This is a genomic window from Halomonas sp. SpR1, assembly GCF_031010175.1.
Classification (GTDB): domain Bacteria; phylum Pseudomonadota; class Gammaproteobacteria; order Pseudomonadales; family Halomonadaceae; genus Vreelandella.
This window is the reverse complement of record NZ_JAUAMB010000003.1, coordinates 160,345-178,275: the sequence shown is the minus strand read 5'-3', so window position 1 is coordinate 178,275 and position 17,931 is coordinate 160,345. Positions and strand designations below refer to the sequence as shown.

The following is a 17,931-nucleotide window of genomic DNA, read 5'->3' as shown; positions in this document are numbered from 1 at the left end:
ATTCCCTAGTAAACAATAACCCCTCAAGGAGCAAGTCCTTGAGGGGTTATTAGCGACTATGCTTTAGTGCGCTTGGCGTCGTACAAGCGTTACTTCGCCTTATGCACCTGACGCCACTCGTGTAGTAGCGGCTCGGTGTAGCCAGAAGGCTGTACGCGCCCTTTGAAGATCAGGTCTGAGGCGGCTTTGAAAGCGGTGGAGCCTTCAAAATCGGCGCTCATGGCGGTGTAGGTGGGGTCGCCTGCGTTCTGCTCGTCGACCACCTTGGCCATGCGCTTAAGGGTCTCTTCTACCCGCGGCGCATCGACAATGCCATGGAGCAGCCAGTTGGCAATATGCTGGCTGGAGATACGCAGCGTGGCGCGGTCTTCCATCAAACCCACGTTGTGGATATCCGGCACTTTCGAACAGCCCACGCCGTGCTCTACCCAACGTACTACGTAGCCAAGAATGCCCTGGCAGTTGTTATCCAGCTCCTGCTGCTTCTCTTCATCGGACCAGTTAGCGTTTTCCGCTACCGGCACGGTGAGCAGGTCGTCCAAATAGTCGGGCTCGCCCAGGCCTTCCAGCTCGCGCTGTACGTCGGTGACGTTGACCTGATGGTAGTGCAGTGCGTGCAGCGCAGCCGCCGTAGGAGAGGGTACCCAAGCGGTGTTGGCACCGGCTTTCGGGTGGCCGATTTTCTGCTCCAGCATGTTGTGCATCAGGTCGGGCATGGCCCACATGCCTTTACCGATCTGGGCGCGACCGCGCAGACCGCAGGCAAGGCCCACCTGCACGTTGCTCTTCTCGTAGGCCTGAATCCACGCGGCGCTTTTCATATCGCCTTTGCGCACCATGGGACCCGCTTCCATGGCGGTGTGCATTTCGTCGCCGGTGCGGTCGAGGAAGCCGGTATTGATAAACGCCACCCGTGACGCGGCCTCGGCGATACACGCCTTGAGGTTAACCGTGGTGCGGCGCTCTTCGTCCATGATGCCCATTTTCAGGGTATCGCGGCTCATGCCCAGAATGTCTTCGACGCGACCAAACAGCTCGTTAGCGAAAGCGACTTCTTTAGGGCCGTGCATCTTCGGCTTAACGATATACACAGAGCCAGTGCGCGAGTTGCGTGGCTGGTCGGCGTCTTTCTTCAGGTCGTGCAGCGCGAGCAGCGAGGTGACGACCGCATCCAGGATACCTTCCGGTAGCTCGTTGCCTTTGTCATCCAAAATCGCCGGTGTGGTCATTAAGTGACCCACGTTACGCACGAACATCAGCGAACGGCCGGGCAGCGTGACGGTGCTACCATCGGTGGTCTGCCAGGTGCGATCAGCATTCAGCTTGCGGGTAAATGTCTTCCCGCCTTTGTCGATCTTCTCTTCAAGATCGCCCTTCATTAGGCCCAGCCAGTTGCTGTAGACACCCACTTTGTCTTCTGAATCCACCGCGGCAACGGAGTCTTCGCAATCCATGATGGCGGTCAATGCAGCTTCCACCACTACATCTTTAACGCCTGCCGGGTCGGTTTTGCCGATAGAGTCGTTGGGATCGATCTGGATTTCCAGGTGCAGGCCGTTGTTGCCCAGCAGAATCGACTCAGGTTTGCCTGCTTCGCCAGTAAAACCAATCAGCTTGCCTGAATCCTTAAGGCCCGTCTCACGACCACCTTCCAGTGTCACCACCAAGTGCTCATCACGAATGGCGTAGTTCACTGCATCACGGTGGGAGCCAGTGGCCAGCGGCGCCGCGCGGTCAAGCACACCGCGGGCATAGGCGATGACTTTGGCGCCGCGTTTCGGGTTAAAGCTGGTGCCTTTCTCTGCACCGTCCTCTTCGGAAATCGCATCGGTGCCATACAGGGCGTCGTACAGGCTGCCCCAGCGGGCGTTCGCCGCGTTCAGTGCATAGCGTGCGTTGCTCACCGGTACGACCAACTGAGGCCCTGCTTGAACGGCTACTTCACGATCAACGTTGGCGGTGGTCGCTTTGACATTAGCCGGGGCCTCGGCCAAGTAGCCGACCTCTTTCAAGAAGCGGCGGTAGGCCGGCATATCGGTAACCGGGCCGGGGTTTTCCCGGTGCCATGCGTCGAGCTTCTCTTGCAGAGCGTCGCGCTCTTCAAGTAATTGACGGTTTTTTGGGGTCAAATCATGAAACAGGGCATCCACACCGGCCCAAAAGGCGTTTTCATCAACGCCTGTTCCCGGCAGCGCCTGCTCATTGATAAAACGATCTAAATCGGCTGCCACCTGTAAACGGTGGCGCGTGATACGCTCGCTCATGGGGTTTCTCCTGTGAGGATGCTCGTGGGCACTCTGTTTTTTAGAACATGGTTGGCCACGGGCAGATTAAAATGTATTTATGGAAAATAATTCCACAGCTGCTCGGGCATGTAAACAGCGTAGACCCTAATGCGCTAAAATGCTCGACCAAATGACTAGGCATTTGGTGTTGGGAACTCGAAGCATCTGCCGTGCCTAGGCCAACGGACAATGGCGTTATGGAGAAACATCGATGAGTGATTTCCAACATCTGGAAGGCTTGTTTCGCCACGCCTCGGGCGATACCGCCCTTACCCGCCTTTTGCCAGGGGAAATATTGGCAGACGCCATGCAAGGCTATTTCCAGCACTATGGCTTAGAAGCGCTGCTGTTAGATACCAGTGAAGTGCATGCAGGTTTTATTGATACGGGGCGCTTTGCACTATGGTGCCAAGTCTGGAGCCCTCCGCAGCCGGTGGGCACTGCCTTTGTGGTTCACGGTTACTATGACCATATGGGGTTATATCGCCATTTGCTTGAACGCCTGCTGGCGAAGGGCTGGCGAGTGGTGCTGTGGGATCTACCCGGCCACGGTCTTTCCAGCGGGGCACGGGCGGCAATAGAAGATTTCGATGATTATCAGCACTGCTTGGCCCACTTGCAGACGACTCTTAAGGAACAAGGCATGGCGCCTGAACCATGGTTAGGCGTGGGCCAGAGCACCGGTGGGGCGATTCTGGCAACCGACGCGCTCACCCGCCGTGAGGCTTCCGGCTGGTCAGGTTTGGTGCTGCTGGCGCCCTTGGTAAGGCCTTGGGGGTGGAGCCAAACAAGCTGGTTGCACTTGATTGCCAGTCCGTTCGTAAAAGAGTTGCCGCGTAAATATCGCTCCAACTCTAACGACGAGCAGTTTACCGAGTTTCTACGTAAGAGTGACCCGCTGCAGCCCGAGCGGCTAAGCGTTGCTTGGGTGAGCGCGATGCGCCGCTGGATGCCGCGACTGCTGGCCCAGGAGCCCAATCCATTGCCGACCTTGATACTTCAGGGCGAGCAGGATTTGACCGTCGATTGGGAGTGGAATTTAGCCATTCTGGCGAAGAAGTTTCCCAATGCCGACATTCATCGCCACCCGGAAGCTCGCCACCATTTAGTCAACGAATCTGATGCCATTCGGGAGGAGTTGTTTGAAGCACTGGATGTGTTTGTAGATAGTTTTTGTAAGTAGTTTTGGTAAGTCGTCATTGTAAAGGGTTGTTGCCAAAGAGAGGGGGGTAAAACTTATTGGCGAGGTGACTCCCTAGCGTCACGAGCACTGAATAAATTCCGCTATGGATTGATTCAGTGCTTTCACCTTCCGATGTTCACGTTTACCCGTATTACTGGGCGTTCAGGAACGCCTCCACATCGAGTAGTATCAGCTCATTATCATCGGCTTGCCCCTTCTGGCGGCCAATCGAGAACGGGTAGTTATTATCGTTGGCGACCACGATGGTGCGCTCATCGACTCGATCAACGTTCTCAATGGTCACAAAGGGAAAGTTAAAGATGCCGTTGCGTGTGCCACGCGGTGCAATGCCATCGGGATCCTGGATATCCATAAGGTCGATATAGGCAATTTTCTCAAGTACACCCTGCTCGTTCGTACGCTCGAGGTCGATGAGATAGATGCGTTTGAACTCGGCGGGGTTGTCTGCCCACTCTTCTCGCGGATCACCCTGACGGCTATCACGCTCGATGATCAGGCCGCGGGTACCGCCGATGAGATTGAAATCGCCAATCGCATGGTCTGCTGACTCCAAGGGGTAGTAGCGGGTTGTGTCGCCCCACTCGCCGGTTTCAGTATCGAGCTCGAACATTCTTAATACCGGGGTGTCATCAATGGTTTCCGGGGCATTGGCGTTGCTGTCCCAGATCGGTTTTTCCAGCAAGGGATAGAGCGTTGTTTGGTCTTCGGAGAGCGCCATGCCTTCATAACCGCCGGAGCGAAACACCACCACCTCATCAGAGAGAGGGGCACCGGGGTTCGGGGTGAGGGCAAAGGCATTGTCGGGGGTGCGCATCGGCGTACCGTCTGGGGCTGTGGCCAGCACTTGTAGCACTTCGCCCTCGCTATCGACCTGGATAATCCACGGGCCGAACTCATCGCCAATCCAGTAGCTATCGCCCACCGGCTGGATCGATTCGATATCGAAATCAGCGCCGGTTAAAAAACGACCAGGAGTAGCTTCATTCATAATCGGGAAGGGCACTTTGCGGTTTGGATCCGAGAGCTGAACGGTCTTTTCGATGGCGACGCGGCCGGTGTCCCAGTCGGGCTTAATGATGTTAAACATCAGTATGACGTCAGAAGAGTTTGCCTTGGAGCCAAAGCCGTTATCGGTCAACACCAGGAAGCGCCCATTGCCCAACGAGCGAATACCGGAGAACCCCTGCAACGGCTGGCTTGGAAAGGGTAGCGCTAAGCCAGTGGCTTGCACATTGGTGTAGAGCTGCTCAACGCGCCCCTCTTTACCGGGAAAACGACCTGAGACGTTGTAGTGCTCAGCGGCACCGGCAGGGGCCGCCACAAAAGTGCCGCTCGGTAACTGGGCATGGCCGGTCAAGGTGGCTGGGAAGACCTGCTGCGCGTGTGCCGTGCCGGCAAACGCGAAGAGAGTTAGAGCAGTGGCTAGTACTGGCTTTATCATTGCTATTTCACCATTTAAGCAGGGGGAGTGATTAGAGTTGATTCAGCTTTCGCTAATTCTCCGCAGCGAAGGTGATAATTGAATGACAATGAGCAGACGTTTTAATGGCAGTCAGTTTTCAGGCCGAGTTTGACCACTAATGAGCAAAAAACCTTGTTCAGCAGGCATAAATGTTAAAAGGTGAAGTTGTTCAAATACGTTATGAGAGGAAAGGGTAATGGCGTCATCGGTAGCAAAAGTGCTTGTGTTGGCAGGCAGCGCCCGTGAAGGCTCGCTTAACAAACAGCTAGCCAAGCTCGCCGCCAAGCGGATTGAAGCGCTTGGTGGGGAAGCAACCTTTATCGATTTAAAAGACTACCCCTGTCCACTGTTCGATGAGGATATCGAAACCCAAGGTATGCCGGATAACGTACTGAAGCTGCGCGATATATTGGCAGATCACCAAGCACTGCTGATTGCCTCGCCGGAGTACAACGGCTTTATTACGCCGTTGCTGAAAAACACCTTGGATTGGCTATCCAGGCCTTACCAAGAGACGCCAGGGCTTGGCCTGTTCGCCGGTAAGTGGGCAGCGCTGGTGGCCGCATCACCTGGTGGGCTGGGTGGTATCCGCGCTCTGCCGCTGGGGCAACAGTTGCTTTCCAATCTTGGCTTGATTGTATTGCCGCAACCGTTATCGCTACCCAAGGCAGGCAGTGCGTTTAACGATTCAGGCGCATTAAATGACACTGCTATCGGCGAGAAGCTTGACGCCCTCTGCCAACGGCTTGTCGAGGTAATGGCCAATAACCACCGTTAAGCCCCTTTCAGCATCCGATCCAGCTGGCGGTAGCCAATTGCTTCAATTAGATGCGGCTGGGTGGGCTTGGGTTCGCCCTGAAGGTCGGCAAGGGTCAGAGCTACACGCAGTACGCGGTGATAGGCGCGGGCGGAGAGCTTGAGCTTTTCCAGTACGCCCGCGAGCCAGGCGCGCTCTTCATCGTTAAGCGCGCAGGCGGCCTCCAGGGCTTTGCCGCTTAGCTGGCTATTTAGCGCGCCGCGGGCCATTTGGCGTTCTCGGGCGACCATTACCCGCTCACGCACGGCTTCCGATGATTCGCCTTGAGTTTGCGCGGTGAGCTGCTCTGGCGGCAGCGCGGGCACTTCTACCTGTAGGTCTATGCGGTCTAGCAGTGGCCCGGAAAGCCGTGCCTGGTAGCGCTGGATTTGGCTGGCGGTGCACTGGCAGCGTTGGCGCGGGTCACCTAAGTGGCCGCAGGGGCAAGGGTTCATTGCAGCGACGAGCTGGAATTGAGCTGGGTAACGGCGTTCATGGCTGGCGCGAGCTAAATGGATCTCTCCCGTCTCTAGCGGTTGGCGCAAAACCTCTAGCACATGGCGGGAAAACTCCGGCAGTTCATCCAAGAACAGTACACCATGGTGAGCGAGGGATATTTCGCCGGGTTTGGGTTTTGAGCCACCGCCCACCAGGGCGGCGGCACTGGCGCTGTGGTGCGGTTGCCTAAATGGCCGCTTACCCCAGTCGGCTTCCAGCGGTAGCCCGCAGACCGAACGTACGGCAGCGACTTCCAGGGCATCCTCTTCGGAAAGCGGTGGCAGAATGCCCGGCAGGCGGCTGGCCAGCATGGTTTTACCCGTGCCTGGCGGGCCTGCAAATAGCAGGTTATGCCCCCCGGCCGCAGCGACTTCCAACGCGCGTCGAGCCTGCTGCTGGCCGCGTACATCGGCAAGATCATCCACCGGGGCAGTGGTTTTCACCGAGGCACTGAGCCTGTGCGGCGGGATCTTCTCCTGGTCGAGGAGGTGGGCGACGACTTGCCAGAGAGTGTCGGCGGGGAGTACCGGCAAATCGCCTGCCAATGCCGCTTCATCGGCGCAGGCGCGGGGAATAATCAGCGCTTTCTTTGCTCGCCGTGTGGCCAGGGCAAAGGGAAGTATGCCCGGTACGGCACGCAGCTTGCCATCCAGGGCCAGCTCGCCCGCACACTCCATGCCTTCCAACGCTTCCACGGGAATTTGTCCTGAGGCGGCGAGAATACCAAGAGCGATGGGAAGGTCGAAGCGGCCGCCCTCTTTGGGCAGATCAGCGGGGGCGAGGTTTAAGGTAATACGCCGAGTATTGGGGAAGTCAAAGCCCGCATTAACCAGTGCACTGCGCACCCGTTCGCGGCTCTCTTTTACCGCCGTTTCCGGCAGGCCCACCAGCGTTAGGCCCGGCAAGCCGTTAGCCAGATGCACCTCAACATGCACCGCCGGTGCATCTAATCCCACGCCCGCTCGCGTGGCGACAATGGCTAGCGTCATGCTCTTCCCTCGCTGCTTTTAGGTAAAAAAACTAACCCCAATGTAAGCGAAATCTACTTTATCTTAAGTGCCTAACCTATCGTAGTTAAGAACGCTTTGGTAGCGTCACGGTTTTCTACCTACCAAGTGATTAACCGCAGTAGCTTCTTCCAACGCCGTGGTTAGTTCTCGGGCAAACCGCTGGGCGGAAGGCAGTGCGCCGAAGCTCCAGGCGGGCGGCAGATGCACCAGCTTATCGTGCCTAACGCTGGGAAGCTGCTGCCATAAGCCGCTTTTTGCCAACTGCTCTTCGACCCCGGTGGGCAGTGGATCGATGATCACCAGCATTGCCTCGGGGTAGCGTGCCAGCGCTTCAATCCCCACCAGCGCAAACCCCCAGGCGTTGGTGGCTTGATCCCAGGCATTGGGCAGCGCCAGTTGTTCAAGCACAGCGTTGTACAAGCTGTTTTCCCCAAACACCCGCACGTGGCGGGCATCCATAAACTGCACCATCAGTAGCGGCGCGATTTCTGTCTGTGAGAGGGGGCGGGATTCGCGCAGGCGGGTCATCAAGGCGTCGGTTTCCGCGATCAGCGCTTCTGCCTGGGGTTGGTGCTCGGTTAACTCGCCTAGCTGACGGGTCAGTTTTTGCATCTCTTGCCAGGTATCGGTGCCGGGAGAGTAGAGCGAGAACAGAGTGACCGGTGCAATTTTCTCTAGGCGCGGGGTTAAACCGGCAAACATGGGCGAAATCAGCGTTTGCTCTGGCGGCTCCTGGGCCAGCAGTTCCATATTGGGCTGGGTGCGCAGGCCCATATCGGTGGCACTATCGGGAATATGTGGCTCGCCTACCCAGGCGTGGTAGTCACTCTGCTGGGCGACGCTGCTAACCGGGGCGTCTATGGCCAGCAGGGTTTCGGCGATCGTCCAGTCCACCGTGGCCCACTGGGCCTGGGCGCTGGAAACGCTCAGTAGGCAAGCGGCGAACAGCCCGCAGCGGGTGAGCAAACAGAACAGGGAGGTGTGGCGCATGGTGGTGAGAGGCCATCCGGAAAATAAGAGCTGTATTTAAACGATAATATTTATTGTTTGCAAACCTGTATTCAACGAAAAATGCCCAGGCGCGGTGGCCTGGGCAGATGTGCGAACGATTGCTTAATGATGCTTAGACAAGGACTTAGACAAAGGCTTCGGCCGAAAGCTTAGAAACGGTAGTGAACGCTGGCGGTGACGCCGCGCTCAGCGCCGAAGTAGCAGTATTCAAGCGAGTTACAGGAAGCGACATACTCCTTATCGAGTAGATTGCTCACGTTTAAGCGCGTTTCGACCCCTTCAACGCCGACATGGCTCAGATCGTAGCCAATAGTGGCATCGACCAGGGTGTAGTCGGGCACGGTTTCTGTATTGGCCCGGTCAGCGGCGATATCCGCGTAGTGGCGGACGCCGACGCCCATATCCACGCCGTTCAGCCAGCCGTCGTTGGCCTGGTAGTGGCCCCATAGCTGCACTTGATGGCGAGGGGAGTAAATGGCGTTATTGCCCTGGTTGCCGTCGTCGCTTTTGGCGTAGGTGATATTGGTGAAACTGTAGCCCGCCTGAAGTGAGAGGGTATCCGTTAGCTGGGTTTGCGCTTCGAGTTCCAGCCCTTGGGATTCGATCTCCCCCACGGCGCGGTAGGGGTCGGTGGGCTGCTCTTTGGTCGCCACGTTCTCCTGGCTGATATGGAACAGGGCCGCGCTATACTGGCTGGCGCTGCCGTGAGGCTGAACCTTCAAGCCCGCTTCCCATTGTTTGCCTTCCATCGGGGAGAGCAGATCGCCGCTCTCATCCACGAAGCTGGTGGGGGTGAAGGCAGTGGAGTAGCTCAGGTAAGGCGCGACGCCGTTATCAAACAGGTAAACCACCCCGGCGCGGCCACTGAACTGGGTATCGCTGAGGGAACTGGTGTCACCGCTATCGCGGTTGGCATTGTCGATATTCACCCAGTCGTAGCGGCCGCCCAAGGTGAAGCGCCAGTTGTCCATGGCGATTTGGTCTTGCAGGTAGACACCGGTCTGGTCGATCTCATGGCGTTCGCGTACAGGGGCGTAAAACTCGATAGGGTCGCTGCCATAAACGGGATCAAAGGCATTGAGCGGCTGAAAATACCCCGTAGGCCACGACACGTCGTTCTCCCGCTGCTGGTAATCCACCCCGAACAGCAAGGTGTGATCCATAAAGCCGCTGCTGATGTTGGCTTCAAGCTGGTTGTCGAGCGTCCAGGCTTCCAGCGATTCATTGCTGCCGGAGTAGTAGCGGGTGAGTTCATCAGATTCCGGTGATACCCAGCCATAGCCGTAGACCTGATTGAGCACCACGTCTGAATTGAGGTAGCGCATCAACTGGCGGCCGGTCACCTGGTCGTTAAAGCGGTGCTCTAGTGTATAACCAAGCATTCGCTGGGTGCGCTCATAGGTGTCGTATTCCTCTTCACCGTCATAAAAGTTATTGCTGATCTTGCGGCCATTGTGGGCAACCACCGCCCCTTCATAGGGTACGCCTGAGTGGTAGCCGCCTTCCGGCTCATCCTGCAGATACGCCTCCACGGTTAGGCTGGTGTCGTCGGTCATGTCCCAGGTGAGGCGTGGCGCAATGGCGTAGCGTTCTTCTTCTGCCGGGCCAAACTGGGTATCCGCGGCGCTGGCAATCCCGGTCAGGCGAAAGGCCACCCGCTGCTCTGCGCCAATCGGCCCGGTGAGGTCAAAAGCGGCGCTGCGCTGGTTGTTGTTGCCCACCCGAAAGCGCAGTTCACCGCTTTGTTCAAATTCTGGCCGCTTACTGTTCAGGGCCACCACACCGCCTGGGGAGGCGCGCCCATAAAGCACCGAGGCGGGCCCACGGACGACTTCGATGCTTTCCAAAAACCACGGATCGATGCGCATACTGCTATGGGAGTTGGCATCGCCCATCACTTTTAGGCCATCTAAGAAGGTATTGCTCAAGCTGCCGTCAGAAAAACCGCGTAGCACCAGATAATCGAAACGATTCGAGGCGCCAATCTGGTTGCTGTAAACACCGGGCGTGTAGTCGGTAGCGCGCTGTACGGTGCTTACACCACGGTTATCCATCTGCTCCCGGGTAATAGTGGAAACGCTCTGGGGGATTTCGACCGTCGGGGTTTCTACCTTGGTGGCGGCCTGCTGGGCGGTGACCGTGACCGTTTTCAGCTCGGTGCTTTCCTGAGCGTACAGTGGTGAAACGCCCAGGGCGGCGATAACGGCAGCGCTGATGGGGGAGCGTAAAAAGTGCGCAGAGCGAAGCAAATGGTGTTGGGGGATGGACATGGGGAGTACCTGCAATAAGAATCAATTAACTAATGTGTTAATGAGAATTATTGCGCTTATTGGCTTGTGAAAGGTACGTGCAATGACAAAAGGCGTATGCGCGCTGCCAAAAAGCCTCCTACAGGGGAACCTACCGCTAACACAACAACGCAGCGACCTTAGTGGCGGTTGAGCACTTCATGGGGCGCGATGCCAAAGGCGCGCTTGAAAGCAGTGGCAAAATTGGTGGCATGGCGGTAGCCACAGGCGTGAGCGGTTTGCTGCACGCTATAACCTTTATGCAAGTACGCCTGGGCTTGGGCCAGGCGGCAACGGCGTAGATAGTCGAAGATCGAGCAACCGTAACAGCGCTGAAACTTGCTACGTAGGCTACTGGGACTCATGGCGGCGTTGCTGGCCAACTGCTCCAGCCGATAATTCTGGTGGGGATACTGTTCAAGCTGCTGGCGCAAACGTTCCAGGCGCTGATGGTCGCTATGGGTAAGGCCCGCTGGGAAACTGACGGCTTTCCCTGTGTCGCTGGGCTCAAGGCAAGAGGCAGGCAGCCCATGCGCTAACAGCTGGAGCGCTAGACCCTGCCATAGCAGGCGCTGCCGTTCTGCTGGCCAGTTCTTGACCAGTGCCGCCTCCAGGCTGTGGTGAAGGAGCTGTGGCACTTGCCAGGTATGCAGCACGGGCGTTGCCGGAGGGGCAACGTCGATGGGCAAGGAAGAGAGAGGCCCGCTGGAAGCGATCAGCGATATGTTGAGGATACGCAAGCGCTGCGGCGCGGGCTGGAAGACCTCAAGCCCGGTCTGCTCGTTGAAATGCGCACTAAAGGCGTCACCGGCCTGCAACTGAAACGACTGGTGACCGAGCCCCACTTGGATACGCCCCTCCAGGACGACACTGAGAAACCACGCAGCGGAACGCCGGGAGGTGGAGGCGTAGGCGTGCAGGACGTCAAGATCCGAGTGCGTCACCCGCAGTGTGGGCGTTATCTCGACATCCATTACCCGCCCGCGGGCCACGCACGGTGCTGGCTGGGCGCGCTCGGGCGCTTCGGGAAAGCGGTAGTCGATCCCGAAGCGCTGACCAAGCGCCAGCAGGTCATGGGTGGTGAGTGGCGTGCCAGATGGCGTTATCGAGTCTAGTGCCGCCATTTCCACTTCCATGACCATTATCTCGCCCTTGATCGGTTATCAGCGTTTAGCGAACCAGCGCTCAGTAAGCCATCGACCAGCTCAGAGTGTAAGTGCGCCCACGGCCCTGGTAGTCATAGAGGTACTCTGGGCCGTAGTAGGGCGAATAGAACATCGCAGCGCGCTGACCCCAAACGGTGGAGTACTGGTCATCCAGCAGGTTCTGCACGCCCAGGCTGACGGTGCCTAAGCCGGTCTCCTGGCTGAGCGATAAGTCGAGGGTGGTATTGCCTTCGATCTCGCGGTCGGCAGCGTCCTTCAGGTCGAAGTTATGGTTGGCTTGCAAGCGTGCAGAGCGTACATAGTCAGTCCAGCCGATAAAGGCGGTGGCGGAAGAGAGCGATGCATAGCGAGCGTCACGTTTCTCCCAGTTGCCCTGGCCGTTCTCCTGCTCGGAGCGCACCAGGTGCAGCGTTCCCCCGAGTTCTACGCCACTGTCGAAGTAGCGAGTCACGGCGGTTTCCAGGCCAAAGTCGCGTTTCTTTTCGTCCACTACGCTGACGCTTAGATCTTCGGCGTTTTCCACTGCTTTGTCCGACCAGGCGTAGTAAAGCGCCGTTTGGGCCGTCCAGTTACCCCCTTGGTAGCGCCAGCCTAGCTCTACCTGATCCGTCTCAATGGCAGACAGGGGGTTATTATCGACACTCACGTCGGGGCTCTTGCCGTAATACTTGGCGGGATCCGGCAGCTCGAAGCCCTGGCTGAACTGCAGCCAGTTTTGATGACCATTGTGGTGATCATAGAGGGCACTGGCATTGAACAGGGTCGCTTCGTAGTCATTTTTGCCGCCAGGGATGCCCTGGAACTCATCCACTTCGACGTCCATATGCTGCTGGCGCATACCGGCAGAAAGCTTGAGCGCCTGAGTGGCCTGCCAGTCACCCTGAACAAAGCCTGACACCCCATCCACTTGATAACCGGGGTAGCGGGGCTCAACCCCAGAGGCTTGCTGAACCAGACCGCCGGAGGCGTCCGATATTTCTTTATCGAACAGCATCTGACTGGCATCGAAGGTTTCTCGATCCATATCGAGGCCGTAGGTCAGCGAAACGTCGTCACCCAGGCGCGACTCGAAGAGCGCCTTGATGCCGCTCAAATCGGTATTTTGTTGTGAGGCGCGAAACTGCAGACCGTTGGCGACAGGGTAGGGGAAGGCCTGGAAGCTGGACTCCTCCTCACGGTGAAACGCCTGCAGGTAGAAATTCTGCCCCCACAGGTTAGCGTGGTGATAGTTGACGTTAACCAGCTTGCGGTCGGTTTCCGGGTCGCGTTCTGAGCGGTAACCGTCGCGAATCTCGGCATCATTCAAGTTGGGCGTCGCCGCGTCGAGGTTGGGAAAGTAAACGCCGCGATCGCCTTCGTAGCCGGAACGATATAGCTGGGCGCCCAGCTCCAGGCTCTGTTCGTCGCTCAAACGGAAGGAGAGGTTACCCAGTACATCAATGCTGCGATTGTCCTGCAGGTCGGTTTGGGCGATATCCGGGAAGATCTCTTGGCTGCGGCCGTCATAGTGCCGGCCGTTATCCCCAATGGCGGTGCCCAGGTAGCCTTGTACCCGCTCGTTGCCGCCGCTAATCGATTGCGACAAGCGCCGGTCCATATCGTCACTGTTGTTGAAGCCGGTGGTGACCCCCGCTTCCGTGCGCCAGTTGAGGCCTTCCTCACCCTTGCGGGTAATGATGTTGATCAAGCCCCCGGTAGCGCCGCCACCATACAGGCTGCTGGCGCCGGAGAGGACTTCCACGCGCTCGATATTAAACGGATCAATGGCATCGAACTGACGGGAAAGCCCGCGGGAACTGTTCAGCGATACGCCGTCGATAAGCACCTGCACGCCACGGCCGCGCATATTTTGCCCATAATTGGTGCGTCCTTGTGGCGCCAGATCCAGCCCCGGCACCAGACGCCCCAATGCCGTCTTGAGGTCTGCACCATTGCGGGTCTGTTGCTGCAGCATCTCATTATCGATTACCCATACCGCACCAGGAATTTGGCTGATTTGGGTGGGCGTACGAGATCCCACGACCACCATGGTGTCGTTGGCGTTTGTGCCGGAGGCCGTGTTTTGGGCGAAAACGCTGTTGGAGAGGCCCAGTAACAGACCGGTGCCGATAAGTGCAGCAGTTGAAGGCGACTTGGGAAAAGGCGATTTTGAAAATAACAGCGTGTGCATGGTGAACAATCCGCGAACAGTGGGGAGTTAGGAGGCGGAGGGTATCACCAGAAAACACAAAGTCAACGATAGTGATTCGTATTTATTTGAGCGCGTTATTATCTGCTTCACAATGCAGCAATAGGTGATGGCCCTATTGCTGCATAAGAGGCTGTAGCGTTAAACGGGCTTATTCTTCTGCGCTGTCTCTTTGTCTTTTCCTGGCTCTGGGTTTGTCTCTGGGTCTGTGTCCGGTTCGGGGGTAGGCACCGGCGGTACTTCTGCTTCCACCGGCGTGGCAGTGGAGGCCGTTGACGCTTCAACGGCGGCTTCAAGGTTGGCGACCTGGCGCTCTAACGCCTCTACCCGAGACCGAGTGCGCTGCAGTACGTCCATTAAAATGTCGAAATCTTCCCGTGAGACAAGCTCCAGGCGGTCAAAGGCGCCACGTACAACTTGCTGCACGCTCTTTTGAATATCTTCCGGTGCCTGGGAAGCGTTTTGTAAACGGTCGCCAATCTGCTGGGCCAGTCGGCTAATGCGGTCTTGAGGCGCCATCGCTGCTCTCTCCTTAATAATTCGCTAAATGAACATCTATAAAAATTGCTTACCGGTAAGGATACGCAACAGTTGGAGAATTCGCATGCGCCGTGTGAATTTCCTGTTGGGCATATAGGGTGCATCGAAATGGAGCAGGCAACTTTTGCTTACGCTCTTTTTTGGTGCAATAGCGGCAGCGTAACTGTGGGTTGGCTCAAATTTAGCGTCGTAGTGCCCTTTAGTTGTTGGCTAATAAGCTGACTTATAAGAAAAAATAGTCAGCTGGCACAGTATGCGCATTATCGGTTCAGGTGCTTATTCTGGCGGCTGTGCCGCTACCAATCTAGCAGGACTTATCCAGCAGGGGAGATCCGGGATGAAACTCATCACCGCTATCATCAAGCCATTTAAGCTCGACGACGTTCGTGAGGCATTAGCCGACAACGGCGTTCAGGGCATTACGGTCACCGAAGTTAAAGGTTTTGGCCGTCAGAAAGGCCATACCGAGTTGTACCGTGGCGCGGAATACGTCGTCGACTTTCTGCCCAAGGTAAAAGTGGAAGTGGCCGTAGACGATGCTCGCTTAGAGAGCGTACTGGATGCGATTTGCAGTGCGGCTAACAGCGGCAAGATCGGTGACGGCAAGGTGTTCGTGACACCGCTTGAAGACGTTATTCGGATTCGGACAGGCGAACGTGGTGCAGACGCCGTTTAACGCTGCTTTGCGGATCATTTCTATAGTTCAACGGGGAACTTACAATGAATGAGTTGACTGATCTGAGCTACGCGCTCGATACGTTCTACTTTCTAATATGTGGCGTGCTCGTCATGTGGATGGCCGCTGGCTTCTCCATGTTAGAAGCGGGCTTAGTGCGCTCCAAGAACACCGCTGAAATCCTCACCAAGAACATTGCGCTGTTTGCGATTGCCTGCACCATGTATTTATTGGTGGGCTACTACATCATGTATTCCAGCAGCGCTGGTGGTTTCTTGCCCAACCTGGGTTTTCTGATTGGCGCTGAGAACAGCGTGGATGCAGTGACCGCCGGTGGTGATGATGCACCTTACTACTCCATGCGTTCCGATTTCTTTTTCCAGGTAGTCTTCGTTGCGACCGCTATGTCGATTGTGTCGGGTGCTGTCGCCGAGCGCATGAAGCTGTGGGCATTCCTGGCCTTTGCTGTGGTCATGACCGCGTTTATCTACCCAGTGTCCGGCTACTGGACTTGGGGCGGCGGCTGGTTGTCTGAAGTGGGTTACTCTGACTACGCGGGTTCAGGCATCGTACATATGGCCGGTGCGGCTGCAGCACTAGCCGGTGTGATCGTGCTAGGCCCACGTAAAGGCAAATACGGTAAAGATGGTTCTATCCACGCTATTCCAGGTGCCAACATGCCACTGGCAACGCTGGGTACCTTCATCCTGTGGATGGGCTGGTTCGGTTTCAACGGCGGCTCTGAACTCAAACTGGCAGCGGTCGACTCTGCCAACAACGTGGCGCAAGTGTTTGTTAATACCAACGCTGCGGCGGCAGGTGGTGTGATTGCCGCACTGATTCTGGCCAAACTGTGGTTCCGCAAAGCTGACCTGACCATGGCGCTGAACGGTGCCTTGGCGGGTTTGGTGGCGATTACCGCTGATCCGCTCTCTCCATCTGCGCTGGGCGCCACCATTATTGGCGCCATCGGCGGCATCATCGTAGTCGCTGCCATCGTGACGCTCGATAAAGTGAAGCTGGATGATCCGGTCGGTGCGATCTCGGTACACGGTGTGGTGGGTATCTGGGGCGTGCTGGCAGTGCCGCTGAACAACGGCGACGCGTCATTCGGTGCTCAAATCATCGGTATCGCAGGTATCTTCGGTTGGGTCTTCCTGGCAAGCCTAGTGGTATGGCTGATCCTGAAAGCCATCATGGGCATCCGGGTGAGCGAAGAAGAAGAGTATGAAGGCGTTGATATCGCAGAGTGCGGTCTTGAAGCCTATCCCGAATTTGGTATTAAGAAATAAACAGCGGCATTAAGAAATAATTTAATGCTGACCAAGTGAGCTGGCGTGCTCCTTACGGCCTCCCCTTAGTGGGAGGCTTTTTTATTCTCTGCCAATAGCGGTGTATGCTGGTAGTTAGCGGTCATCGGTTGCGCAATCGCAGCCGTGCAACCCGACCCCATCACGGCCACCCAGTTAGAGGATATGGTAATGAAATTGATCACAGCTATTATCAAGCCGTTTAAGCTCGACGATGTGCGCGAATCGCTCTCTGATATCGGCGTACAGGGTATTACGGTGACGGAAGTGAAGGGCTTTGGGCGCCAGAAAGGGCATACCGAGCTGTATCGTGGCGCTGAGTATGTGGTGGACTTCCTGCCTAAAGTGAAGCTGGAAGTCGCGGTGGATGACGATATGGCCGAGCAGGTGATCGATGCCATCACCCAGGTGGCGAACACGGGTAAAATCGGCGACGGCAAAATCTTTGTGATGCCGCTAGAGCAGGTTATCCGTATCCGTACCGGTGAAACGGGCAAAGACGCGGTTTAGGTTTGTGAATTGTGAACTGTGAATGGTTAATGGTGAATGGTAAGAAAAAAACAGTAAGTTGTTGAATTGTAGGTAGTCAGCAGCACAAAGCCCCTGCGGATCATCTCCAGCAGGGGCTTTGTATTAGTGATGTAGTTATTAAAGCGGCTAGAATTTATCTACTCACTACTCACTACTCACTACTCACTACTCACTACTCACTACTCACTTCTCAACAAACGCACGCTCAATGACGTAGTCGCCCGGCTCGCCCATACGTGGCGAAATATTTAGACCCAACTCGTCGAGCAGGGCGCTGGTATCGTCCAGCATGGCGGGGCTGCCACAGATCATCGCGCGGTCTTGGCGTGGGTCGATGGGCGGCAGGCCGGTATCTTCAAACAGCTTACCCGTACGAATATGGTCGGTCAGGCGGCCCATGGTGTGGAACTCTTCCCGGGTAACGGTCGGGTAGTAGACCAGCTTTTCAGCAATATCTTCACCTAGGTACTCATGGGCTGGCAGCTCTTTGGTGATGAAGTCGGCGTAGGCCAATTCAGAGACTTCGCGCACCCCGTGAACCAGTACGATTTTCTCGTAGCGTTCATAAACTTCGGGATCCTGAATCAAGCTCATAAAGGGCGCCAAACCGGTACCGGTGGAGAGCATATACAGGTTGCGGCCGGGTAGCAGGTCGTCGGTTACCAGCGTGCCTGTCGGCTTGCGGCTGACCATAATCTGGTCACCCACTTTCAGGTGCTGAAGTCGTGACGTGAGCGGGCCATCGGGCACTTTAATGCTGAAGAACTCCAGGTGGTCTTCGTAGTTGGGACTGGCAATAGAGTAAGCGCGCATCAGCGGTTTGCCATTCACTTCCAAACCAATCATTACAAACTGACCGGTTTTGAAGCGCAGGCTACGCTCTCGGGTGGTGCGGAAGCTGAATAGAGTATCGTTCCAGTGATGAACGCTAAGCACTTCTTCCAGAGCAAACTTACTCATGCCGTT

The 17,931-nt window shown here is 56.5% G+C and carries 14 protein-coding genes; 5 read left to right on the top strand and 9 right to left on the bottom strand.

The features are described from left to right. Nucleotides 1-89: 89 nt before the first annotated feature. Nucleotides 90-2,264, bottom strand: coding sequence for a malate synthase G (locus QT231_RS03950; protein WP_308335627.1), 2,175 nt, complete (start codon nt 2,262-2,264; stop codon nt 90-92). A gap of 232 nt (nt 2,265-2,496) precedes the next feature. Here QT231_RS03950 and QT231_RS03945 point away from each other — a divergent pair, with 232 nt between their 5' ends. Further along, on the top strand, nt 2,497-3,468 hold the full coding sequence (locus QT231_RS03945; protein ID WP_308335626.1) for an alpha/beta hydrolase: 972 nt from the start codon (nt 2,497-2,499) through the stop codon (nt 3,466-3,468). A gap of 151 nt (nt 3,469-3,619) precedes the next feature. Here QT231_RS03945 and QT231_RS03940 read toward each other — a convergent pair whose 3' ends face one another. Beyond that, the gene (locus QT231_RS03940) at nt 3,620-4,930 is read right to left on the bottom strand and encodes an esterase-like activity of phytase family protein (RefSeq protein WP_308335625.1); all 1,311 of its coding nucleotides are present in this window, start codon (nt 4,928-4,930) and stop codon (nt 3,620-3,622) included. Between the two features lie 217 nt (nt 4,931-5,147). Between QT231_RS03940 and QT231_RS03935 the strand changes: the two genes are divergently transcribed. Beyond that, on the top strand, nt 5,148-5,729 hold the full coding sequence (locus QT231_RS03935) for an NADPH-dependent FMN reductase (protein WP_308335624.1): 582 nt from the start codon (nt 5,148-5,150) through the stop codon (nt 5,727-5,729). On the opposite strand, the gene QT231_RS03930 is transcribed toward QT231_RS03935, so the two are convergent. The 6 genes from QT231_RS03930 to QT231_RS03905 all read right to left on the bottom strand — a co-directional run bounded on the left by QT231_RS03930 (nt 5,726) and on the right by QT231_RS03905 (nt 14,427). After that, on the bottom strand, nt 5,726-7,234 hold the full coding sequence (locus tag QT231_RS03930) for a YifB family Mg chelatase-like AAA ATPase (protein ID WP_308335623.1): 1,509 nt from the start codon (nt 7,232-7,234) through the stop codon (nt 5,726-5,728). The two genes, QT231_RS03935 and QT231_RS03930, sit on opposite strands and share 4 nt — an antisense overlap. A 105-nt stretch (nt 7,235-7,339) precedes the next feature. Next, nucleotides 7,340-8,245: an ABC transporter substrate-binding protein gene (locus tag QT231_RS03925; protein WP_308335622.1), complete on the bottom strand. Its 906-nt coding sequence runs from the start codon at nt 8,243-8,245 to the stop codon at nt 7,340-7,342. 170 nt (nt 8,246-8,415) lie between these two features. After that, nucleotides 8,416-10,536 carry a TonB-dependent siderophore receptor gene (locus tag QT231_RS03920; protein WP_308335621.1) on the bottom strand — a complete coding sequence of 707 codons (2,121 nt, stop codon included), beginning with the start codon at nt 10,534-10,536 and terminating at the stop codon, nt 8,416-8,418. A gap of 158 nt (nt 10,537-10,694) precedes the next feature. Next, nucleotides 10,695-11,678, bottom strand: a complete 984-nt coding sequence (locus QT231_RS03915; protein WP_308335620.1) for an AraC family transcriptional regulator — start codon at nt 11,676-11,678, stop codon at nt 10,695-10,697. A 61-nt stretch (nt 11,679-11,739) separates the two neighbouring features. Continuing rightward, nucleotides 11,740-13,890 (bottom strand): TonB-dependent receptor, encoded by a 2,151-nt coding sequence (locus QT231_RS03910; protein ID WP_308335619.1) that lies wholly within the window; start codon nt 13,888-13,890, stop codon nt 11,740-11,742. 159 nt (nt 13,891-14,049) lie between these two features. Continuing rightward, nucleotides 14,050-14,427, bottom strand: coding sequence for an accessory factor UbiK family protein (locus QT231_RS03905; RefSeq protein WP_308335618.1), 378 nt, complete (start codon nt 14,425-14,427; stop codon nt 14,050-14,052). A gap of 358 nt (nt 14,428-14,785) precedes the next feature. On the opposite strand from QT231_RS03905, the gene QT231_RS03900 reads away from it, so the two are divergent. The 3 genes from QT231_RS03900 to glnK all read left to right on the top strand — a co-directional run bounded on the left by QT231_RS03900 (nt 14,786) and on the right by glnK (nt 16,944). Next, entirely contained in the window at nt 14,786-15,124 is a 339-nt protein-coding gene (locus QT231_RS03900; protein WP_007112359.1) for a P-II family nitrogen regulator, read from the top strand. 44 nt (nt 15,125-15,168) lie between these two features. Beyond that, nucleotides 15,169-16,416 (top strand): ammonium transporter, encoded by a 1,248-nt coding sequence (locus tag QT231_RS03895; RefSeq protein ID WP_308335617.1) that lies wholly within the window; start codon nt 15,169-15,171, stop codon nt 16,414-16,416. A gap of 189 nt (nt 16,417-16,605) precedes the next feature. Then, entirely contained in the window at nt 16,606-16,944 is a 339-nt protein-coding gene (gene glnK / locus QT231_RS03890; RefSeq protein WP_007112362.1) for a P-II family nitrogen regulator, read from the top strand. A 204-nt stretch (nt 16,945-17,148) separates the two neighbouring features. Here glnK and QT231_RS03885 read toward each other — a convergent pair whose 3' ends face one another. Then, the gene (locus QT231_RS03885; RefSeq protein WP_064235686.1) at nt 17,149-17,925 is read right to left on the bottom strand and encodes a ferredoxin--NADP reductase; all 777 of its coding nucleotides are present in this window, start codon (nt 17,923-17,925) and stop codon (nt 17,149-17,151) included. Nucleotides 17,926-17,931: the final 6 nt, after the last annotated feature.